Below are 18310 nucleotides of genomic sequence, written 5' to 3'. Positions count from 1 at the left end.
ACTGCTCCATGGCCTCTGGAGTCAGCCAAAAAGTGAGACTCCCTCGCTGCTTTAAGGAGGCATCATACTCAGACCAGTTTTTGAGTCGATACAAGGACTTGGAGTTGGATTTAGACTTACTCTTACTCATATCTGCTGAGTGTAGTTTCGTGTACCATCTTGACTTCTTTATTTTTACCCTAAACATCATCTTTTGTGCAACAAAGCCATTAATAATTAATAATTCAGGAATTACACAACATAAGAAAATATACACCATCTGTAGGGGCGAATGGCATTTGCTAACGCAAAGCTGCGCTAACGCCCCCTACGATTAGAGTCTTGTCTAATAATTTGCGTAAGTCCTGATATAATTATCTACAAGTATTGTATAGAGAAATTGCTGACGCAAAGCTCTGCTAACGATGTGAATTTTAACTATATTAATCCCATACCAATATTTGCTAAATTCTCATACAAATTCTACTATAACAGGACTTACGCAGGCCACCCCAGAAACCGGTTTTTTTGCCAATGTTTATTGTTAAAAACAATGATTTATCCTAAAAACCAGGTTTCTTTGCATAAGTCCTAAATTAGATAGACACTTCTCCAAACATCTCTTCCTGTAAAAAATCTTTGTTATGGTTGTTTTTTTCCAATATGAAATCCCCACAAATTATCGAACTTACTGAATATCAACCTCGCCAGTTTCCACCAGATGAAATTGACCACTATCTTGCCACTAAATTATGGCAAGAATACGACAAAAAAGGCAAAAATATTAAAGTTGAATTTCCGACTCCTAAAACCAAGAACAAATGGCAATTTACATCTCAAGGATGGGTTGGTTATATTCCTATAATTCCAGATTTTCACATCATTCTCAAACCAAAAGTACCACTTCATAACCTATTTGGAATGTTGGAATATGTCTACAATCTCAAAAGTTTTCGTTTCTTAGATGGTTTAGTTAACTTTGAGTCTCTACAGGAATTTTACAACTGTTTAGTTAATATTCTGGTTCAAAAAATATTAGACCGGGGTCGAAAAGGTTTTTATCGCACTTATCTGCCAAAAACAGAAAATTTAACTTATATTCGGGGGCGGTTAAATATGCAGCAAGTTATGCAAAAACCCTGGGATGTTAGGTTGAAATGCGATTATCAAGAATATACTGCTAATATTCCCGATAATCAAATTTTGGCTTGGACTTTATTTATGATTGGTCGTAGTGGTTTCTGTTCTGAAAATGTTGCTCCAACAGTGGCAAAAGCTTTTCATATTTTGCAAAATTTAGTAAATTTACAGCCTTTTAAATCTAGTGATTGTGTCAACATAAAATATCATCGTTTAAACGAAGATTATCAAACTTTACACGCTTTATGTCGATTTTTTTTAGATAATATTGGAGCTAGTCATCAGCAGGGTAATTACTCAATGTTACCTTTTTTAATAGATATGGCTAAACTCTATGAAAAATTTGTAGCTGAATGGTTAAAAATTAATCTACCCTCAAATTTAAGAGTTCAAGAGCAAGAAAAAGTAGATATTATTGATGATGAAATTTATTGTCGAATCGATTTAGTTATTTATGAAGTAAAAACTCGTAAGGTTGTTTATATTCTTGATACTAAATATAAGTTAGATGCCAGACCATCGCCAGATGATATTCATCAAGTGGTAGCCTATGCAACTTATAAAAAATGTCACGAAGCTATTTTAGTTTATCCTCAAAAATTAACTAATTCCATCAATCAATTAGTTGGTGAAAGTCAAGTAAGATTGCGTAGTTTGACATTTGCTCTTGACTCTAATTTGGAAAAAGCTGGTCAATCTTTTTTAGAAGAATTAATCAAAGATGTTGATTGATGCTTGACACTTATAGTATTTTGTTAAGTTAATCTTAAGTAAGAGATTTTTTAGCTAAAGGGTATGTGATACTATTCATCAAAAACTTTATCTATTTCAAAGCAGGGTAGTAGGGTCGGAGGTAGGGACGTTGAATACAACGTCCCTACAGAGAAGTAAAAATATGAATAATTAATACGCTCCTAGCTAATAATTATCAAAAAGGTTCCATCCGCCTTTTTTAATTACTTAATAATTGAAGTGTCGTCTAAGTATAGCATTAGTTTTGGGAATTGGTATTAAATAGCTACAATATATGTAATATAAAGTTAAACTAAAAAATATAGATTTATTGTCAAAAATGTCAAATACTCATAATCCTACCGAACTACAATATTCAAAAGTAACTTATTTATTTATAGATGGAAGTTACCTCAGAAAAAGTTATATAGACTCCACTGCTAAATGGTTTGGAAATGAAGTCGAAGACGAGAATATTAATATTGATTTTAATGCCATCAAAAATTTTTTTGATGCTCGAAAAGTTTTCTATTATGACTATATAGACCGGATTCAACGTAAGTATGAGGAAAAAATAGATTTTGAATAACGTGTATCTCAACAAAAAGATTATTTTAATCAAATTCGTTCTTTAGAAGAATATCACGTTAAGCTAGGTAATTTGACAAAAAAATCTCAAAAAGAAGCTGGTATTTTCCTCACAGTAGATATGATGAATCACGCTATTCGCAACAATATGACAAAAGCAGTTTTACTATCTGGAGATAAGGATTTTAAACCACTTGTTGAAAGTTTAGTTAATATGGGAATGATTGTATATGTATCTTCTGAAGTTCGTTCAACTTCATCAGAGCTGAAATATGCGGCTGATTCTTACATCCCATTATCATTTTTTGATTACTATAAATGGTCGTCTCCAGAACTGAAAAATAAGTATCCAATGCCTAAAATCGAAACATATAAAACTCCACTTTTAGGTCGAGGTCTAGAAAAATTTACGGCACTATCAGATATTAAAATTGGTAAGAAATTTGGCAGTATAGTCAAAGTTTCTGAACCTCAAAATGCTGAGTTGCTCGCTCGGGGAACAGTTAAAGGTTACGAAGTTAAGTTATTTCAAAAAGATCGTGAATTTATCCTCTTTTTTAGAAAGATAGAAGATGGTTCTACTTTTCAGATGAGTTTGAATAATCAGGATAGATTAGAACTTTACTACGCTCTGGAATATGGAAAAAAAATTAAGTGGGATTAAACTAATTATACGAATACTTTTGAAAGCTGATCCTATAGTGGGACTTACACAATTTAATAAGCAAAATCAGACTATAATGGTTATAAACCAACGATTTTACGTCGAAGCTTTCGCTCTGATGAAACAAACAACATAAACGTTTAGCTAATATCCGTATGTGTTGCACTTCATAAACTTACAACCTACCTAGCCAAGAACCACGGCAGTGTTGCGCTCGAAAATTTGAATGTATCTGGAATCTTAGCTAACCATAACCCACCCCCATCCCCTCCCGGGAGTGGAGCTAGAGGGGTGGGTGCAGACCAAGGTTTTTATGAGTTTAGACGACAACTTGAGTATAAGTGTCAATGGTATGATTGTGAGCTAGTAATAGTAGATAGATTTTTTCCATCATCAAAGACTTGCAGTAGGTGCAGTCATATTCAGGATATGCCATTAAACTTGAGAACTTTTGATTGCTCTGAATGCGGTATATCTATAGACAGAGACTTAAATCCAAGTATAAAGAGCGAGAGATGCGGTCGGCTTGACCGTTGATGCCTGTGGACGGAGTTCTGCCGACAGTTCCGCAAGAAGCAGGAAGTAAACATTCATAATATCACTTGACTTTCGGTCTAATACCATAATGACGATACTGTAAATAATCTCGGAGAATACGGTCGTGGTCAAAACAGAGGTCTTGGGGAATTTGCCAAGATTCAAACAAAGCTAAATTTTTTGCATCATCGGCTGCTTTTGGTTCTCCAGTAGCAGTGGCAATAAATACAACACTCATAGTGTGTTGACGAGGGTCGCGACTGGGGTCAGAATAAACATAAAATTGTTCGATTAATTCTACTTCTAAACTGGTCTCTTCTTTTGCTTCTCGTCGCGCTGCAGTTTCGACAGATTCTCCATAGTCAACAAACCCACCAGGAACTGCCCAACCAAAAGGTTCGTTTTGACGTTCGATCAGTATAATAGGCCGCCCCGGTCGATTAGTTAATTCAATAATAATGTCAACGGTCGGAGTAGGGTTGCGATATGCCATGTTAATTTTTGAGAAACAATCATTTTGAATTTTATCTGCCTAAATACCAATTGCCAAGGAACTTTATGTTTAAATTAAGTAGGTATGTCTAATTAAACGTTAAAAAAATTGTAGGGGCGAGTTTAACCGAAAGCTTTGACTTAAGCACGATCGAGTTCTAAAAATCCGCCCTCTAATATTACGTTTATTTATGCTCACCTACTTAGACACTTAATAATGTTAAAAACTTAGTGATATACTTGATTTTTATGGTCTAATTAGTATTAGAAAAATTCTTAAAAATAATGTTATATTTATTGAAAACTTCAGTTATTAAGTAATAATGGTTAATTAATCGGGACTTACCCATAACTATCACATATAGTTAACGGCCGTTCACACCTAAAAATGGTGTATAATTTCGTCTTTTGCATAAGTCCTGTTAATGTTTTTAGCAATTATTTATATATTGCTCCTACTCCCTACTCCCTGCTCTTAAAAAAATTTAGCAAAAATGCATGAAATTTGATATTTAGATGAAAAAATGTTACAAAGCTGTGATTTATAGGGAAAAGGGAGCAGGAATTTATAGCAAATATTTATTCAAATGGTATAGTAGATAAGTATAGAGAAGAGGAATTAATACCTTGCACTCAAGCCATTAACAAAAAACAACAAAAAAAATAGTGCTAGGTACATAGAAATAAATTTCTCTTCTCCTAATGACAAAAGAAAAAGACTTTTTTTTCAAGTCAAGGAGGTATTTCTATGTCTACTCTTATCTATACTGAGCAAAAGTATATTCTCATCCATACTGAGCAAAAAAAAACTCAGCAGATCAAACCGAAGAAACATTTAAACAAAAAAGTAAAAATCAAAGCTATAAAAAGTGAAAAAAATTTAGTTGATGAATATTGGCACAAGTCAGAGCCTGAATCTTTTCATGATTTACTGATTCGATTTATTTCTGGATTTATCGTTCCTCTCTGATTTTTGAGATTTTTCTTGAGCAAATTTCCTGCTCTTTTGACTAGCCATAATAATTTTCCCAACCTTTCTTTGAAGCTAAGATCTGGTTTATAAAGTAAATCTTAAATTAGCTAATCCCCTGACCTTAGGTGAATCAAAGTGACATCAATCATTGCTTCACTGAATGTTATAGCTATAAGTATTTCCTAAGTCATGCTCCGCAAACAGCACTCAGCAAACAGCTATGTTCATTAATGGATAATGGATAATGGATAATTACCTCTCCCTTTTAGGGAGAGGATTGACGCTCAAGGAAAAAATTTATTTTTTACCCCTTGAAAGGGGAGGCTTCAAGGCGTGAATTATTTAATTATTAATTCTTCGGTAAAAACTATTACCTATAAGATTTTGAAGTTTTAGAGCTGTCCTAACTTTAGTGCGTACTGTTATACTTGGACAAGACTTTCTTTAGATTATCTTTATAAATCAACTTTTACAGCGGTTTTCATTTCAGTAGACCACAGTAGGGGCGAATGCCATTTGCGCTCCGCAGAGCTGCCGCTAACGCCCTTACAGGGTTTTGGTTATGACGATGTGGTTTATCAATCTGAAAAGCGCTGTAATTAAATTAGTTTGGTATTCAGTAAAAGAATAGATAGGAAATCGGGCATTGGTAATTGACAGGATGATTTATATTTTGGGGTAGCGCCCTCGTTCCTACCCAGGTTAATGATTGACAACCACAGGGGAATTGTCCCTACAAATTTCATCCTGTGATTTACCAACGCCTAAATTAGTTTGGTATTCAGTAAAAGAATAGATAGGAAATCGACTATTTAAATTTCTTAAAGAATTAGAAAATTTATTAAAGCGACAAGTCTATTCACCTCATCAGAGTGGAACATGGCAATATTGATATCATTTTCATATTGGAGAATCATAGTATCAATAACTCCTGAAAACTCATCTGCTATTACATCGTGAGCTTTCAGTAATTCTATAGAAATTTTTGATTCTTGAGGACTGGGAGTTTTATAGGGCAATAAGTAGCGATATGGCTAACGCCACGCTCCGCGAACGCCAATTTCTTTCTCTTCATTACGAACTACAGCAAATTGTGGGTCCTTCCATCCTTGAGCAACTACCCTACCATCCCGTTTGATAATTGGTAATTCTTCCCCCACAGCACTGATTTTTTTGTAGACATCCTGATTGACATCCTCCCGACGCTGCACTTGCGTGACAGCGCGGGATTCCCTAAGATCGCGCTTTAGGGGCTTTCTGCTTCAATGCACCTGCCTTCCGGGGTTTACTCCCTTTGGGTCTTACAGTCGCTCCACAGACTAAAACTGCGAGTCCCGCAGCCTTCTTGGTGGGCGTTCCCTTGCGTCTGACACCGACGCGGGTTCCCATCAGCAAACCCTATTTATACTTGCGTTAATATCGCGGTCATGGTGAGTACCACAGGACTGACAATCCCACTCCCTGATATTTAGAGGCAATTTCTCTACTACATCACCACAATTAGAGCAACGCGCGCGAACTAGGGAAATATCTGTCAATTTTGATTAATTCCCGTCCATACCATTCAGCTTTATACTCTAATTGCCTGAGTAATTCTCCCCAGTTAGAATCACTAATAGCTCTGGCTAATTTATGGTCTCTTGGTGCGCGTTCCGCAAGGGAGCTGGCGTATTCGCGGGGTCGCACCCCTTTTTGACCATGTTTTTTACTGCCAAATCCTCTACTACAACAGTTTGATTTTCTCTGATTAGTTGGGTTGTCAGTTTATGGGTGTAGTCTAGCCTGGAATCTTTGATTTTTGCGTGTATCTTAGCTACTTTTATTCTAGCTTTGTGATAGTTATTAGAGCCTTTTGTTTTACGAGAAAGTGATTTTTGGGCTAACCTTAATTTTTTGTGTAACTTGTAATGGTTCTTTAGGTTAGCAAATTTTTCTCCATCACTGGTCGTTAATAGACTGGTAATTCCTAAGTCAATGCCTATCTGTTTTTTAAGTGGCTTGAGGCTCAAATCTCTAGTATCATTAACTCTCAAAGATACAGACCACCTACCAGATGGGTCAAGTTTTACGGTAATTGTGCTTGGTACACAACCTGGTGGTAGTTGTCTACATCCATCTAATAGGCAATGGTTCAGCACACTTAGCTAAATATACTTGACCATCTTTCCACTTAAATGCGGACTTTGTGAACTCAGAATTACCACCATTGCGCTTTTTCTTAAAGTTAGGGTTTTAGCCCGTCCACTAAAAAAGTTCGTAAAAGCTGTTTGTAAATGCCTGAGACTTTGTTGGAGTGGCACACAACTTACTTCGCTGAGGAATCCTAAGTCATCCTGCTTTTTCCAGTTGGTCAGCATGGCCGAAGTTTCCTTATATCCTATTCGCGGCTTTGTTGTTCATACCACGCCTGAGTTCTCACCGCTAAAGCTTTGTTGTAGATTAGTCGAACGCACCCCAAAGTTCTCCTATGCAGATTTTCCGGCTCTGGGTTTGGATAGAACCTGAATTGGTATGCTTTTTCGACTTTTGTTAAATCCGAATTTAACCTAAAATTATTAGTGATTTACGGGCATCCCAGTAATATAATGATAAAATTTATTTTTTAGCTAAATTTGTAATTTAGATAATTATGCGAACCTATTATTGCGGCCAACTAAATAGTAATAATATTGAAGAAACTGTAAACCTCTGTGGATGGGTAGACCGTCGTCGGGATCATGGGGGCGTAATTTTTTTAGATTTGCGCGATCGCACAGGGATTGTCCAAATTGTGAGTGACCCAGAGCGGACTCCTGACTCATATCAAATAGCTGGGGATATTCGCAATGAATATGTTGTGCAAATTACAGGTAGAGTCAGTCGTCGCCCGGAAGAGTCTCTCAACCCTAAACTTCCTACTGGCGAAGTTGAAATTTATGCTGATGATATTCAACTGTTGAATAGTTTAGGGAAACAATTACCATTTCAAGTTTCCACTGCTGAAACAGAATCTGTCCGGGAAGAGTTGCGACTCAAATATCGCTACTTAGATTTGAGAAGGGAGCGTATGACTAAAAATCTGCAACTACGTCATGAAGTTATCAAAGCGATCCGTCGTTTCCTGGAAGACGAACAAAATTTTATTGAAGTCGAAACTCCCATTCTCACTCGCTCTACTCCAGAAGGAGCGCGGGATTATCTGGTTCCCAGTCGTGTTCATGCAGGGGAGTGGTTTGCCCTACCCCAGTCTCCCCAACTGTTCAAACAAATGTTAATGGTTTCCGGTTTTGACCGTTATTATCAAATCGCCCGTTGTTTCCGAGATGAAGATTTGCGAGCGGATAGACAGCCAGAATTTACTCAGTTAGATATGGAAATGAGTTTCATGTCTCAGGAGGAAATTATCCAATTAAATGAGAAGTTGGTGGGATATATTTTTGAGAAAGTCAAAGGTGTAGATTTACCTCTACCATTCCCTCGCTTGACTTATGCAGAAGCAATGGATCGTTACGGCAGTGATAAACCAGATGTTCGGTTTGGGTTAGAGTTGGTAAATGTCTCTGACTTGGTGAAAGATTCTGGTTTCAAAGTATTTTCTGGAGCGGTTGCTGCTGGTGGGATAGTGAAAGTGCTGCCTATTCCTGGAGGTAACGACGCTATCTCCAATGTGAGAATTAAACCGGGTGGCGATTTGTTTAAAGAGGCGAGTGAAGCAGGAGCTAAAGGTTTGGCTTATATTCGCGTCAAAGAGGGTGGTAAAATTGACACTATTGGAGCTATCAAAGATAACCTCACCGACGAACAAAAACAGGAATTGTTACAACGCACGGGTGCAAAACCAGGTCATTTGCTATTATTCGCTGCTGATGATGCAAGTACTGTGAATAAAACTTTAGATCGTTTGCGGTTAGTGGTAGGTGAGGAATTGGGATTAATTGACCGCGATAAAATTAGTTTATTGTGGGTGACAGATTTTCCTATGTTTGAATGGAATGAGGATGAAAAACGTTTGGAAGCTTTACATCACCCATTTACTGCACCTCACCCAGATGATATTAATGACTTGAAAATTGCACGAGCACAGGCTTATGATTTAGTTTTTAATGGTTATGAAATCGGCGGTGGTAGTCTGCGGATATATCAACGGGATGTACAGGAGAAAGTGTTTGAGGCTATTGGTTTATCTGATGAAGAAGCTGATAGTAAATTTGGCTTTTTGTTGGAAGCTTTTGAATATGGCACTCCCCCTCATGGCGGTATTGCTTATGGTTTAGACCGGTTGGTGATGTTGTTAGCTGGTGAAGAGTCAATTCGAGATGTAATTGCATTTCCGAAGACTCAGCAGGCTAAATGTTTGTTGACAAATGCACCGTCTGAGGTTGATAAAAAGCAATTGAAAGAGTTGCACGTTAGTTCGATTTCTAAACCGAAGTCTTAGTTATAGCAAAAGGCAGCCAGAGCTGTTTGCGTAGCATGACAAACGGAAAGGCACAATTTTGCTGATGAGCATTCTGGCGTTTCAGCTTTTCTGTAAATTATCACCTTTTTGACTACCGCTATAATCTTACAGCGGTTTTCATTTGGGTAGACCACAGTAGGGAGGTTCCATGGAACATCCCTGGAGGGTTTGATGTGTGAAGATGTGGTTCATCCATTTGAAAAGCCCTGTAATATCATGTTCCCCCTCCGGGGGAGCTACGCTAACGGTTGAATACTTATAAATAACTGTTGTGAGGAGTCAGGAGTCAGGAGTCAGGAGTCAGGAGGAAATATTGGAGAAAAAGAGGAAATATTGGAGATGGGGTATTGAGAATTTCAGTATTTCTTTATTTCTTTGGTACTGTCGATACTGTCAGTCATTAAATTTTATTTATAACTGATTATCCGAACATGATATAAGTCAACAGTTTCAAGTTCTCCTGAAAAAGGCTATCAACAGTATTAAAATAATTGGACAAAACCCGACACAATTAGACATTTACTGTGATACACTAGATTTATTTCTAACTTATTAAGTATATATAAAACAGCAGAACTGCCCTTGAGTGTCAACAAAGACAATAATCATGAAATCCTTTAAAACTAAGTTAAAACTTAACAATAAGCAAAAAACAATACTTGCCAAACACGCAGGAGTTGCACGTCATGCCTATAACTGGGGATTAGCAACTTGCATAAAAGAGTACGAAGAAACTAAGAAACGCCCAAGTGCAATTACTCTGCATAAACGTTTAGTAGCCGAAGTAAAATCCATTAATCCTTGGTACTATGAGGTATCTAAATGTGCCCCACAACAAGCATTAAGAGATTTAGAAAAGGCATTTAAAAACTTCCTAACTATTCCGAAGCGTGGATTCCCGGTCTTTAAGAAAAAAGGCAGAAAAGACAGTTTTTATTTAGAAGGTAGTATTAAAATAACTCAAGGTAACTACATACAATTACCCAGAATAGGAGTAGTAAAAACTTATGAAATCTTACCTTCAGTACCAGTAAAAAACGTCACCATCTCAAAAAAAGCAGATAGTTGGTACATCAGTTTTAAGTATAACTTTGAACCAGAGCCAACAAAAAAAGTTGGAGAAACTATTGGTGTAGACATAGGCATAAATACATTAGCAACCTGTTCTGATGGCAGTAAATTTGCCAATGTCAAAGCCTACAGGCAAGCTAAAAAACAATTAGTTCGTCATCAACGTGCAGTTAGCAAAAAAATTATTGGTTTCCTGCGGAATGCTACGCAAACCAAAAATAGACTCAAAGCAGTAAAAAAACTAGCAAAAGTCCACAAAAAAGTAGCCGATATCAGAGCAGATACACTACATAAACTCACTTCATGGTTAGCTAAAAACCACAGCACCATAGTAATTGAAGATTTAAACGTAAGTGGAATGCTCAAAAAGCGGTGCGACCCCGCGACGACGATAGTCGCAAGGGAAAGCGCACCAAGAGATCATAAACTAGCAAGTGCCATAGCAGACTGTGGATTTTATGAGTTTAAACGTCAGCTTACATACAAATGTGAATTGTACGGCAGTGAATTAGTTATAGCTGATAGATTTTACCCAAGTTCTCAAATCTGTTCAAACTGTGGGCCTCAACAGAAAATGCCGTTACACTTGAGAACTTATGAATGTAGTGAATGTGGTTTTCAAGCTGATAGAGACTATAACGCTGCTGTCAACCTGAAAAACTATGCGTATCAGTAGCTTGAGTTCCAAGCGAATTGAAGCCTGTGGAGAAGATAAGTTTGCAGACTGCGGTCAGTGGTCTTCAGTGTTTGCGCAGGATTCCGTAGGAAAGCAGGAAACTAGCTCCAAAGCTCATGCAACCATGTATGGGTAAGTTTGGGTAAGTTTAGTAGAACGGAAGTCTAACAACTGCAACTAAACGACTTAACCATATTGACGTTTGACATTTTTATAACTCCGTCTAGCTGCAAAAGGTTTAAACTGAGTATCCACAAACTGCACAGGCTCGTATGTCTCAATCCACAAATGCGCTCCACAATCCAAGGGTTCGTAAGGCCGATAAACTATACGAGACGGACCCTCAATAATCATCTGATAACCAAAATCGTTACGATTTGTCTGTTTCAAGCAGACTACTGGTATCAATTGGTCGGGAGTCATTAGAGGATCGTGTCTGATTCTATCTCCATTTTTTCTAATTTTTTGTTGATTAACATGAACTATGGTCGGCTTCTTTCGTTTGTGATGACACCAGACACCTTTCGGACCTCTTTTGCCCGGTATGACCACAGGCATTTTCCCATAAAGAGGAATTTGCCAAAATCCGTTATGTTTATAAGCACCTTTAATTCTTTTTTGAGAAAGCAAGACTCTCACTCGTTGACAACAGATACCTAATAAGAAAGCTGCTTCTCTAGTTGTGATAATAGTCATTTTTACTCTAGCACTATAGTTTTTACTATAATCAGATTATATCTATCTATATATATATTATTTACTGAGCTAAATAATAATGTTATATTTGCTACTGTTGAGAAAAAAATATGGGACTTCTGCATAGTAATGGCAGATGGGAATTGAACTAGGTTAAGGTTGGCCAACTTACTCAGTTTTTTATTGTTGGAATGATAGGATAAATATTTTTAGATTTATGAGAAATATTGATAATTTAACTATTCATCGTTTCCGTGGTTTGCGAGATTTGACATTGGAAGATTTAGGTCAAATAAATTTATTAGTCGGTGTTAATAACTCAGGCAAAACAAGTGTTTTAGAAGCGATTTCTACCTACTGCAATCCTTTAGATCCTTTGGAATGGATAAATACTGCTTGGCGAAGAGAAATTAAATCTTCCCGTAAACCAAAATTAGAATCTCTTAAGTGGTTATTTCCTCAAAATAATGCAAATAATCCAGATGATTTTTATCAAGGAGAAACTTTTGTTTCTGGTAGTACTAAAATTGGTCTAGTAGAGTCAAAAGCAACTTATCAAGAATTTGAAGGAGTCTGGGGTATTACAGAAAATAGTAATGAAGAATATGATCCAGAAAACCAGATTGATGAAATAGATATTGATAATAATGAAATTAGACGTGGAGTAGATTTAAACCTAACATCTAATCTACTAGAGCCAATACCTGAGCTTGGGGATGAAAATCAGCAAGTATCTACATCTATACAGTTAAAAATATGGGAAAATCAACCACTAACTCTTAAGAAGCCTGGAAAAAGCTGGTTATTAGTTGATACAGTTACTCCTTTTTCCCATAGGATAGAACAGTTGCAAATCAAACTTTTAACAGGTGCAACTTTTCAAGGTTTTAAGCAAGAAGTAGTAGAGTTAATTTCAATGATGGATTCAGAAATTATTGATTTAGAAATTCTCGACCCTACAGGTAAAATTTCTCGCCTTTATGTAATTCATAACACATGAGGTATTACTCCACTAAGTTCTTTTGGTGATGGTGTTCGACGGTTACTATTTATAGCTTTAACTGTAGCAAAATTAAAGAACGGTATTTTACTAATTGATGAACTAGAAACCGCCATTCATACAGAAGCATTAGTTCCTTCATTTTCTTGGTTAGTTAAGTGGTGTAGAAAAATGAATGTACAGTTATTTGCTACTACCCATAGTCTAGAAACTGTTGATGCAATCTTGGCTGCTAGTGAGTCAACAAATGACTTAGTTTTATATAGTTTATATCAAAAAGATATGCAAACAAAAACAGTTAGAATTGACCAAGCAAAACTAGGTAGAGTTAGAGAAAATTTAGGTCTGGAAGTAAGATGGTAAAATATGCAATTATTGCCGTAGAAGGTAATCACGATCAAGCATTAGTAAGCAAGTTATTAAAACTTTTAGGTTTGGAATAAATTGACGGAAATGAATCAAATTTAGACCATTTCTGGAAAAATTTTATTCCTACTTATCCGAACAATGGAAAGTTGTACACGCGATTAAATATGCCTTCTATTCTAGAGAATAATAGTTTATCTGTGGCTATTTATGTTGGTGGAGGTAGTAATCTTGCTGAAAATTTAGATGATACATTCTGTATTCATCCTGAATATCAAACCGATATAACAGCATTTGGAATTATCGTTGATGCTGATAAAAATACTCCTGAAACAGTAGTAGCAAAATATCGTGAAATACTTAAGGATTACTTCCCTAATTTTCCTAATCAACAAGGCGTGTAGATCAAAATATTCCTAGAACAGGTATTTATGTATTACCAGATAATCTTTCTAAAGGAGTTTTAGATACTTTACTATGTGAATGTGGAGAAATAGCTTATCCAGAATATATGAAAAGAGCTAAATTATACCTAGATAACTTTTCTGAAGAAGAGAAAAAATCTAAACCTCTGAAATGGAAACCTTTTGACGATAAAAAAGCCTTAATTGCTACAGTAGTTAGTGTTTTAAAACCTGGAAAAACAAATACAACCAGCATCGCAGATAATGATTGGATCAGCAACAAAACCATTGAAAAAGTAGAATCATTAAAACAACTCCAAATATTTTTAATAGACCTTTTAGGGCTAACTAATACTACTAACTAAAATATTAGACATTTCCAGAAAAGAAGAAACAGAGAACAGGGAGAAATAATTGATTTTATTTTTGATTTTTACCAGATGTCTATTAGGTTTTGAAAACTTTTAAAATTAGCTGTATGATTACGCTCCCAAATTCAGAGTCACCTCTTAAACCTTGGAAAGAAACAGTAGTATGATCATAAAAAATACTAAGAAAAAGGAAACAAGCAAAATGAGAGAAACTTCCCAACCTGTTGTAAACAAAGTAGCCATCATTGGAGCGGGGCCTGGTGGTCTAGCAACAGCGATCGCTCTGAGAAAAAAAGGTATTGATGCCCATGTGTACGAGCGAGCCAAGGAATTACGTCCAGTAGGGGCAGGTTTAGGTTTACAGGCCAATGGTTTGAGATGTCTAGATGTGATTCAACCAGGTATAGTAGATATACTAAAACGTTCAGGTTGTCAAGTTAAAAGAGTGACTGTGAAAACAAGCACTGGAGAAACAATTAGGACTAGCGAAAGTACCATGATGGAAAAATATGGGCAACCACTGTTAATTATTTGGTGGTGGCGTTTGCAACAGATTTTAGCATCATATCTACCACCAGAAGTCATTCATCTGAATCATCGTTGCATTAGCTTTGAACAAAATGAAAACACTGTTATTACTCATTTTGATAACGGAAAAACTGCCCAAGCAGACTTGCTCATTGGAGCTGATGGGGTAAATTCTAGAGTAAGACAAACATTGATTGGTGACGGTCAACCTCGATATGTGGGTAGTATGTCTTGGCGAGCTGTTCTCAATTATCAAGATGAGTTACTACCACTAAATGAAGTCATCTTGATGAAAGGAGAACAAAGTATAGTTTATCTGCTTAATGTGGGAGAAGGAAATATGAGTTGGTTAGCGCGGAAGTTATTGCCAGACTCTACACTTTCTTCTACTTTTGCTGAAGTCAAGTCTCGCGTCCTTAGAGAATTTGCTAATTGGATGGAACCAGTAAGAGAACTGATAGCACAGACAGATCCGGAACGGATATTAGAAGGGCCGATATGTGACAGACCACCATTGAAGCAATGGAGTCATGGTAGGGTGACATTATTGGGAGATGCAGCTCATCCGATGACACCAGCAGCAGGTCAAGGAGCTAATACTACTTTTGAAGACGCTTATGAACTTGCTGAGTGTTTGTACAACTTCCCAGACCTACAAACTGCTCTTAACAACTACGATAACCGTCGCATCCAGCGTACAGCAATTATTCAAACCCGCAGTGCGGAGGGTGAAAAACGCTATTATCAACCTACTAAACAAATAAATCAACAGTCACAGCAGGGTTTTGATGACTTTCGACATTGGGTGTATGATTATGAGCCAAAATCAGAGTCACGTTTGAGACTTTGGCAAGAAACAGTTGCACTATAACAAAAAATACCAACAAAAAGGAAACAAGCAAAATGAGAGAAACTTCCAAACCTGTTGTGAAAAAAGTTGCCATTATTGGTGCAGGTCCTGGTGGTCTAGCAACAGCGATCGCTCTGAGAAAAAAAGGTATTGATGCCCATGTGTATGAACGCGCTAGGGGATTTCGTCCAGTGGGAGCAGGTGTATCTTTAAAACCAAATGGTTTGAGATGTCTGGATGCCATTAAACCTGGTTTAGTAGATAAACTAAGACGTTTGGGTTTTTAAGTGCAGAGAACAACCTTGAAAACAGGCACTGGAGAAACAGTTTGGACGACTAAAACTCCCATTAATTCAAAGGATAAAGAGCTAACATTTGCTATTTGGTGGTGGCATTTACAACATATTCTAGCATCAGAACTACCATCAGAAGTAATTCACTTGAATCATCGTTGCGTCAGTTTTGAGCAAAATGAAAATACTGTCACCACCCAATTTGAAAATGGAAAAACTGTCGAAGTAGACCTGCTCATTGGAGCTGATGGCATAAATTCTAGAGTCAGAGAAATATTAATAGGTGATGGGCAACCTACATATTCTGGTAGTATGTGTTGGCGTGCTATTGTTGACTATAGAGACGAACTATTGTTACCGGATGAAGGTCTAATAATTAGAGGAGAACAAACTGCAATGATTTTGTACCCTCTGGGTGAAGGAAAAATGAACTGGTCTGCTGGTAAACTATTTCCAGAATCTTTTGTCTCTCCCAGTGCTTCTGAAATAAAGTATCGGGTTCTCAAAGAATTTTCTAATTGGATGAAACCAATACTAGAAATGATAGGAGAAACAGACCCTGAAAGTATTTTAGAAGCACCAATCTGCAAACGACTGCCATTGAAGCAATGGAGTTATGGTAGAGTAACGTTATTGGGAGATGCCGTTCATGGGATGTCACCGGGAGGAGGTCAAGGAGCTAATACTACTTTTGAAGACGCTTATGAACTTGCTGAATGTTTGTACAATTTCCCAGATTCAAAAACTGCACTTGCTAACTATGACAAGCGTCGTATCCAACGTACAGCAGTTATTCAAAACTATAGTGAGAAAATGGAGAAGCTTTCTTATCAAAGCATCCAGGAGCAAAACAAACAGTCACAGCAAAATTTTGAAGAGTTTGAACGTTGGTTCTATGATTATGATCCCAAATCAGAGTCACGTCTGATCTTAAATCCGGTAGTATCGGTGTAAAAAAGTATAGAAACAGGGTTGATCTTAAATGCTCCACCATACTTACATCTGTCTCCTATAAACCCGGTTTATTATAAAACTCTAGTAGTAGTATAATAACAAATACCAAAAAAAAAAGGAAACAAGGAAAATGAGAGAAACTTCCAGACCGGTTGTAGAGAAAGTCGCCATTATCGGTGGAGGTATTGGTGGTTTAGCAACAGCGAACGCTCTGAGAAAACAAGGTATTGATGCCCATGTCTATGAGCAAGCTAGAGATTTGCGTCCAGTCGGCGCAGGTTTATCCATCAATCCTAACGGTTTAAAAGCTCTAGAGACGATAGAACCTAGTATAGTAGAGCAATTGAAACAAGCAGGCAGCATACTCAAAGTCATAAACTTGCGGAAAAATACTGGGGAGATAATTCAGCAAACAAAAATCACTATGATGGAAAAATACGGACAACCTTTGTTGAGTATCCGCTGGTCTAAATTACAGGAAATTCTGGCAGCAGCACTTCCACCAGAGATAATTCACCTGAATCATCGCTGCGTTGGCTTCACTCAAAACCATAACAGTGTGACAGTAGAATTTGAGGGCAAAAAAACAGTAGAGGTAGACCTAGTAGTAGGAGCAGATGGAGTTAAATCTGCTGTGAGACAAAAACTAATTGGTGATGGCGAACCTCGCTATCTAGGTAGAATGTCTTGGCGTGGTCTTCTCAAGTATAGTCACGAACTGCTTAGTGCTAATGAAGTGACTGTAATAACAACTGCACCTAAGAACTTCACACTGATGGATGTGGGTGAGGGATATATATTTTGGGGAGCAACGATGCTTTGTGTAGATGATTCTGGTTCAGGGAGTGCTGCTGATGTCAAATCTCGGCTTATCAAAGAATTTGGTGAGTGGGCATCTCCTGTGCCTGAGATTATCGAAGCAACAGATGCAGAAATCATTGTAGAACGACCGATATGGGATAGAGAACCATTGTCCAGTTGGAGCAAGGGGAGAGTTACACTTTTGGGAGATGCTGCTCATCCCATGAGTCCATCTATTGGACAGGGAGCAAGTACAGCTTTTGAAGATGGCTACGAACTCTCGGAGTACCTGGCAAAAGCTCCTAACCTTGAAGCAGCTTTAGCCCTCTATGATGGAAATCGCATAGAACGCACACAGATTATTCAAGCTCGTAGTGCTTTTTCGGGGAGGCGAGCATACGAACCTGATAGCGAAAAATATCTTCAGGAGACATTAAGTAGTAATGAGGAGTTTGAAGACTGGCTTTATAAATACGATCCATTAGCGGTAGCGTCCTGTAGGGTATATTAGCCAGTCGAGAGGCGATCGCACAAAATTACAGTAAATATGGCTTTGTTGCACAAAAGATGATGTTTAGGGTAAAAATAAAGAAGTCAAGATGGTACACGAAACTACACTCAGCAGATATGAGTAAGAGTAAGTCTAAATCCAACTCCAAGTCCTTGTATCGACTCAAAAACTGGTCTGAGTATGATGCCTCCTTAAAGCAGCGAGGGAGTCTCACTTTTTGGCTGACTCCAGAGGCCATGGAGCAGT

The 18310-nt window shown here is 37.3% G+C and carries 18 protein-coding genes and 3 pseudogenes; 16 read left to right on the top strand and 5 right to left on the bottom strand.

Features of this window, described 5'->3' with window-relative positions:
* Positions 1 to 642 precede the first annotated feature (642 nt).
* The 4 genes and pseudogenes from F6K27_RS27440 (at position 643) to F6K27_RS27425 (ending at position 3640) form a co-directional block, all read left to right on the top strand.
* Complete coding sequence (locus F6K27_RS27440; RefSeq protein ID WP_287279218.1) at positions 643 to 1851, top strand: McrC family protein; 1209 nt, start codon at positions 643 to 645, stop codon at positions 1849 to 1851.
* A 340-nt stretch (positions 1852 to 2191) separates the two neighbouring features.
* Positions 2192 to 2440: a hypothetical protein gene (locus F6K27_RS27435; RefSeq protein ID WP_287279219.1), complete on the top strand. Its 249-nt coding sequence runs from the start codon at positions 2192 to 2194 to the stop codon at positions 2438 to 2440.
* Positions 2441 to 2461: 21 nt separating this feature from the next.
* Positions 2462 to 3103 (top strand): annotated as a pseudogene (locus F6K27_RS27430) (NYN domain-containing protein); the annotation flags it as partial.
* 222 nt (positions 3104 to 3325) lie between these two features.
* Entirely contained in the window at positions 3326 to 3640 is a 315-nt protein-coding gene (locus tag F6K27_RS27425; protein WP_161564450.1) for a zinc ribbon domain-containing protein, read from the top strand.
* 61 nt (positions 3641 to 3701) lie between these two features.
* Here F6K27_RS27425 and F6K27_RS27420 read toward each other — a convergent pair whose 3' ends face one another.
* Positions 3702 to 4133 carry an NUDIX hydrolase gene (locus F6K27_RS27420; protein ID WP_287279220.1) on the bottom strand — a complete coding sequence of 144 codons (432 nt, stop codon included), beginning with the start codon at positions 4131 to 4133 and terminating at the stop codon, positions 3702 to 3704.
* Between the two features lie 747 nt (positions 4134 to 4880).
* On the opposite strand from F6K27_RS27420, the gene F6K27_RS27415 reads away from it, so the two are divergent.
* Positions 4881 to 5102 (top strand): hypothetical protein, encoded by a 222-nt coding sequence (locus tag F6K27_RS27415; RefSeq protein WP_205127325.1) that lies wholly within the window; start codon positions 4881 to 4883, stop codon positions 5100 to 5102.
* 824 nt (positions 5103 to 5926) lie between these two features.
* On the opposite strand, the gene F6K27_RS27410 is transcribed toward F6K27_RS27415, so the two are convergent.
* The 3 genes and pseudogenes from F6K27_RS27410 to F6K27_RS27400 all read right to left on the bottom strand — a co-directional run bounded on the left by F6K27_RS27410 (position 5927) and on the right by F6K27_RS27400 (position 7668).
* The gene (locus tag F6K27_RS27410; protein WP_287279221.1) at positions 5927 to 6124 is read right to left on the bottom strand and encodes a hypothetical protein; all 198 of its coding nucleotides are present in this window, start codon (positions 6122 to 6124) and stop codon (positions 5927 to 5929) included.
* A 15-nt stretch (positions 6125 to 6139) separates the two neighbouring features.
* Positions 6140 to 6316 carry a hypothetical protein gene (locus tag F6K27_RS27405; RefSeq protein ID WP_161564449.1) on the bottom strand — a complete coding sequence of 59 codons (177 nt, stop codon included), beginning with the start codon at positions 6314 to 6316 and terminating at the stop codon, positions 6140 to 6142.
* 22 nt (positions 6317 to 6338) lie between these two features.
* Positions 6339 to 7668 (bottom strand): annotated as a pseudogene (locus F6K27_RS27400) (RNA-guided endonuclease InsQ/TnpB family protein).
* A gap of 66 nt (positions 7669 to 7734) precedes the next feature.
* Here F6K27_RS27400 and aspS point away from each other — a divergent pair.
* Positions 7735 to 9522 carry an aspartate--tRNA ligase gene (aspS, locus tag F6K27_RS27395; RefSeq protein WP_287279222.1) on the top strand — a complete coding sequence of 596 codons (1788 nt, stop codon included), beginning with the start codon at positions 7735 to 7737 and terminating at the stop codon, positions 9520 to 9522.
* A gap of 628 nt (positions 9523 to 10150) precedes the next feature.
* The gene (locus tag F6K27_RS27390; RefSeq protein ID WP_287279223.1) at positions 10151 to 11290 is read left to right on the top strand and encodes a transposase; all 1140 of its coding nucleotides are present in this window, start codon (positions 10151 to 10153) and stop codon (positions 11288 to 11290) included.
* Positions 11291 to 11476: 186 nt separating this feature from the next.
* Here F6K27_RS27390 and F6K27_RS27385 read toward each other — a convergent pair whose 3' ends face one another.
* Positions 11477 to 11986, bottom strand: a complete 510-nt coding sequence (locus tag F6K27_RS27385) for a hypothetical protein (RefSeq protein ID WP_287279224.1) — start codon at positions 11984 to 11986, stop codon at positions 11477 to 11479.
* A gap of 217 nt (positions 11987 to 12203) precedes the next feature.
* Here F6K27_RS27385 and F6K27_RS27380 point away from each other — a divergent pair, with 217 nt between their 5' ends.
* From F6K27_RS27380 to F6K27_RS27340, 9 genes and pseudogenes are all read left to right on the top strand, one after another.
* Entirely contained in the window at positions 12204 to 12986 is a 783-nt protein-coding gene (locus F6K27_RS27380) for an AAA family ATPase (RefSeq protein WP_287279225.1), read from the top strand.
* Between the two features lie 3 nt (positions 12987 to 12989).
* Positions 12990 to 13145: pseudogene (locus F6K27_RS27375) on the top strand (AAA family ATPase); the annotation flags it as partial.
* Between the two features lie 12 nt (positions 13146 to 13157).
* Entirely contained in the window at positions 13158 to 13349 is a 192-nt protein-coding gene (locus F6K27_RS27370) for a hypothetical protein (protein WP_287279226.1), read from the top strand.
* Between the two features lie 170 nt (positions 13350 to 13519).
* On the top strand, positions 13520 to 13756 hold the full coding sequence (locus F6K27_RS27365; protein ID WP_287279227.1) for a DUF3226 domain-containing protein: 237 nt from the start codon (positions 13520 to 13522) through the stop codon (positions 13754 to 13756).
* Positions 13757 to 13764: 8 nt separating this feature from the next.
* The gene (locus tag F6K27_RS27360) at positions 13765 to 14121 is read left to right on the top strand and encodes a DUF3226 domain-containing protein (protein WP_353736081.1); all 357 of its coding nucleotides are present in this window, start codon (positions 13765 to 13767) and stop codon (positions 14119 to 14121) included.
* 208 nt (positions 14122 to 14329) lie between these two features.
* On the top strand, positions 14330 to 15526 hold the full coding sequence (locus tag F6K27_RS27355; protein ID WP_287279229.1) for an NAD(P)/FAD-dependent oxidoreductase: 1197 nt from the start codon (positions 14330 to 14332) through the stop codon (positions 15524 to 15526).
* A 32-nt stretch (positions 15527 to 15558) separates the two neighbouring features.
* Complete coding sequence (locus tag F6K27_RS27350) at positions 15559 to 15792, top strand: NAD(P)/FAD-dependent oxidoreductase (protein WP_287279230.1); 234 nt, start codon at positions 15559 to 15561, stop codon at positions 15790 to 15792.
* Positions 15793 to 15807: 15 nt separating this feature from the next.
* Positions 15808 to 16752, top strand: a complete 945-nt coding sequence (locus F6K27_RS27345) for an FAD-dependent monooxygenase (protein WP_287279231.1) — start codon at positions 15808 to 15810, stop codon at positions 16750 to 16752.
* A 130-nt stretch (positions 16753 to 16882) separates the two neighbouring features.
* Positions 16883 to 18064: an NAD(P)/FAD-dependent oxidoreductase gene (locus F6K27_RS27340; RefSeq protein ID WP_287279232.1), complete on the top strand. Its 1182-nt coding sequence runs from the start codon at positions 16883 to 16885 to the stop codon at positions 18062 to 18064.
* Positions 18065 to 18310 lie beyond the last annotated feature (246 nt).

The organism is Okeania sp. SIO2F5 (assembly GCF_010692685.1).
Taxonomy (GTDB): Bacteria; Cyanobacteriota; Cyanobacteriia; order Cyanobacteriales; family Microcoleaceae; genus Okeania; species Okeania hirsuta.
This window is presented reverse-complemented; position numbering and strand designations above follow the sequence as displayed.

What these genes read in the sequence shown, in the direction of transcription:
- F6K27_RS27420 (WP_287279220.1), bottom strand. Translation starts at nt 4,133, where the DNA reads ATGGCATATCGCAACCCTACTCCGACCGTTGACATTATTATTGAATTA.
- F6K27_RS27390 (WP_287279223.1), top strand. Translation starts at nt 10,151, where the DNA reads ATGAAATCCTTTAAAACTAAGTTAAAACTTAACAATAAGCAAAAAACA.
- F6K27_RS27440 (WP_287279218.1), top strand. Translation starts at nt 643, where the DNA reads ATGAAATCCCCACAAATTATCGAACTTACTGAATATCAACCTCGCCAG.
- aspS (WP_287279222.1), top strand. Translation starts at nt 7,735, where the DNA reads ATGCGAACCTATTATTGCGGCCAACTAAATAGTAATAATATTGAAGAA.
- F6K27_RS27415 (WP_205127325.1), top strand. Translation starts at nt 4,881, where the DNA reads ATGTCTACTCTTATCTATACTGAGCAAAAGTATATTCTCATCCATACT.
- F6K27_RS27380 (WP_287279225.1), top strand. Translation starts at nt 12,204, where the DNA reads ATGAGAAATATTGATAATTTAACTATTCATCGTTTCCGTGGTTTGCGA.
- F6K27_RS27435 (WP_287279219.1), top strand. Translation starts at nt 2,192, where the DNA reads ATGTCAAATACTCATAATCCTACCGAACTACAATATTCAAAAGTAACT.
- F6K27_RS27370 (WP_287279226.1), top strand. Translation starts at nt 13,158, where the DNA reads ATGAATGTACAGTTATTTGCTACTACCCATAGTCTAGAAACTGTTGAT.
- F6K27_RS27350 (WP_287279230.1), top strand. Translation starts at nt 15,559, where the DNA reads ATGAGAGAAACTTCCAAACCTGTTGTGAAAAAAGTTGCCATTATTGGT.
- F6K27_RS27385 (WP_287279224.1), bottom strand. Translation starts at nt 11,986, where the DNA reads ATGACTATTATCACAACTAGAGAAGCAGCTTTCTTATTAGGTATCTGT.
- F6K27_RS27355 (WP_287279229.1), top strand. Translation starts at nt 14,330, where the DNA reads ATGAGAGAAACTTCCCAACCTGTTGTAAACAAAGTAGCCATCATTGGA.
- F6K27_RS27340 (WP_287279232.1), top strand. Translation starts at nt 16,883, where the DNA reads ATGAGAGAAACTTCCAGACCGGTTGTAGAGAAAGTCGCCATTATCGGT.
- F6K27_RS27365 (WP_287279227.1), top strand. Translation starts at nt 13,520, where the DNA reads ATGCCTTCTATTCTAGAGAATAATAGTTTATCTGTGGCTATTTATGTT.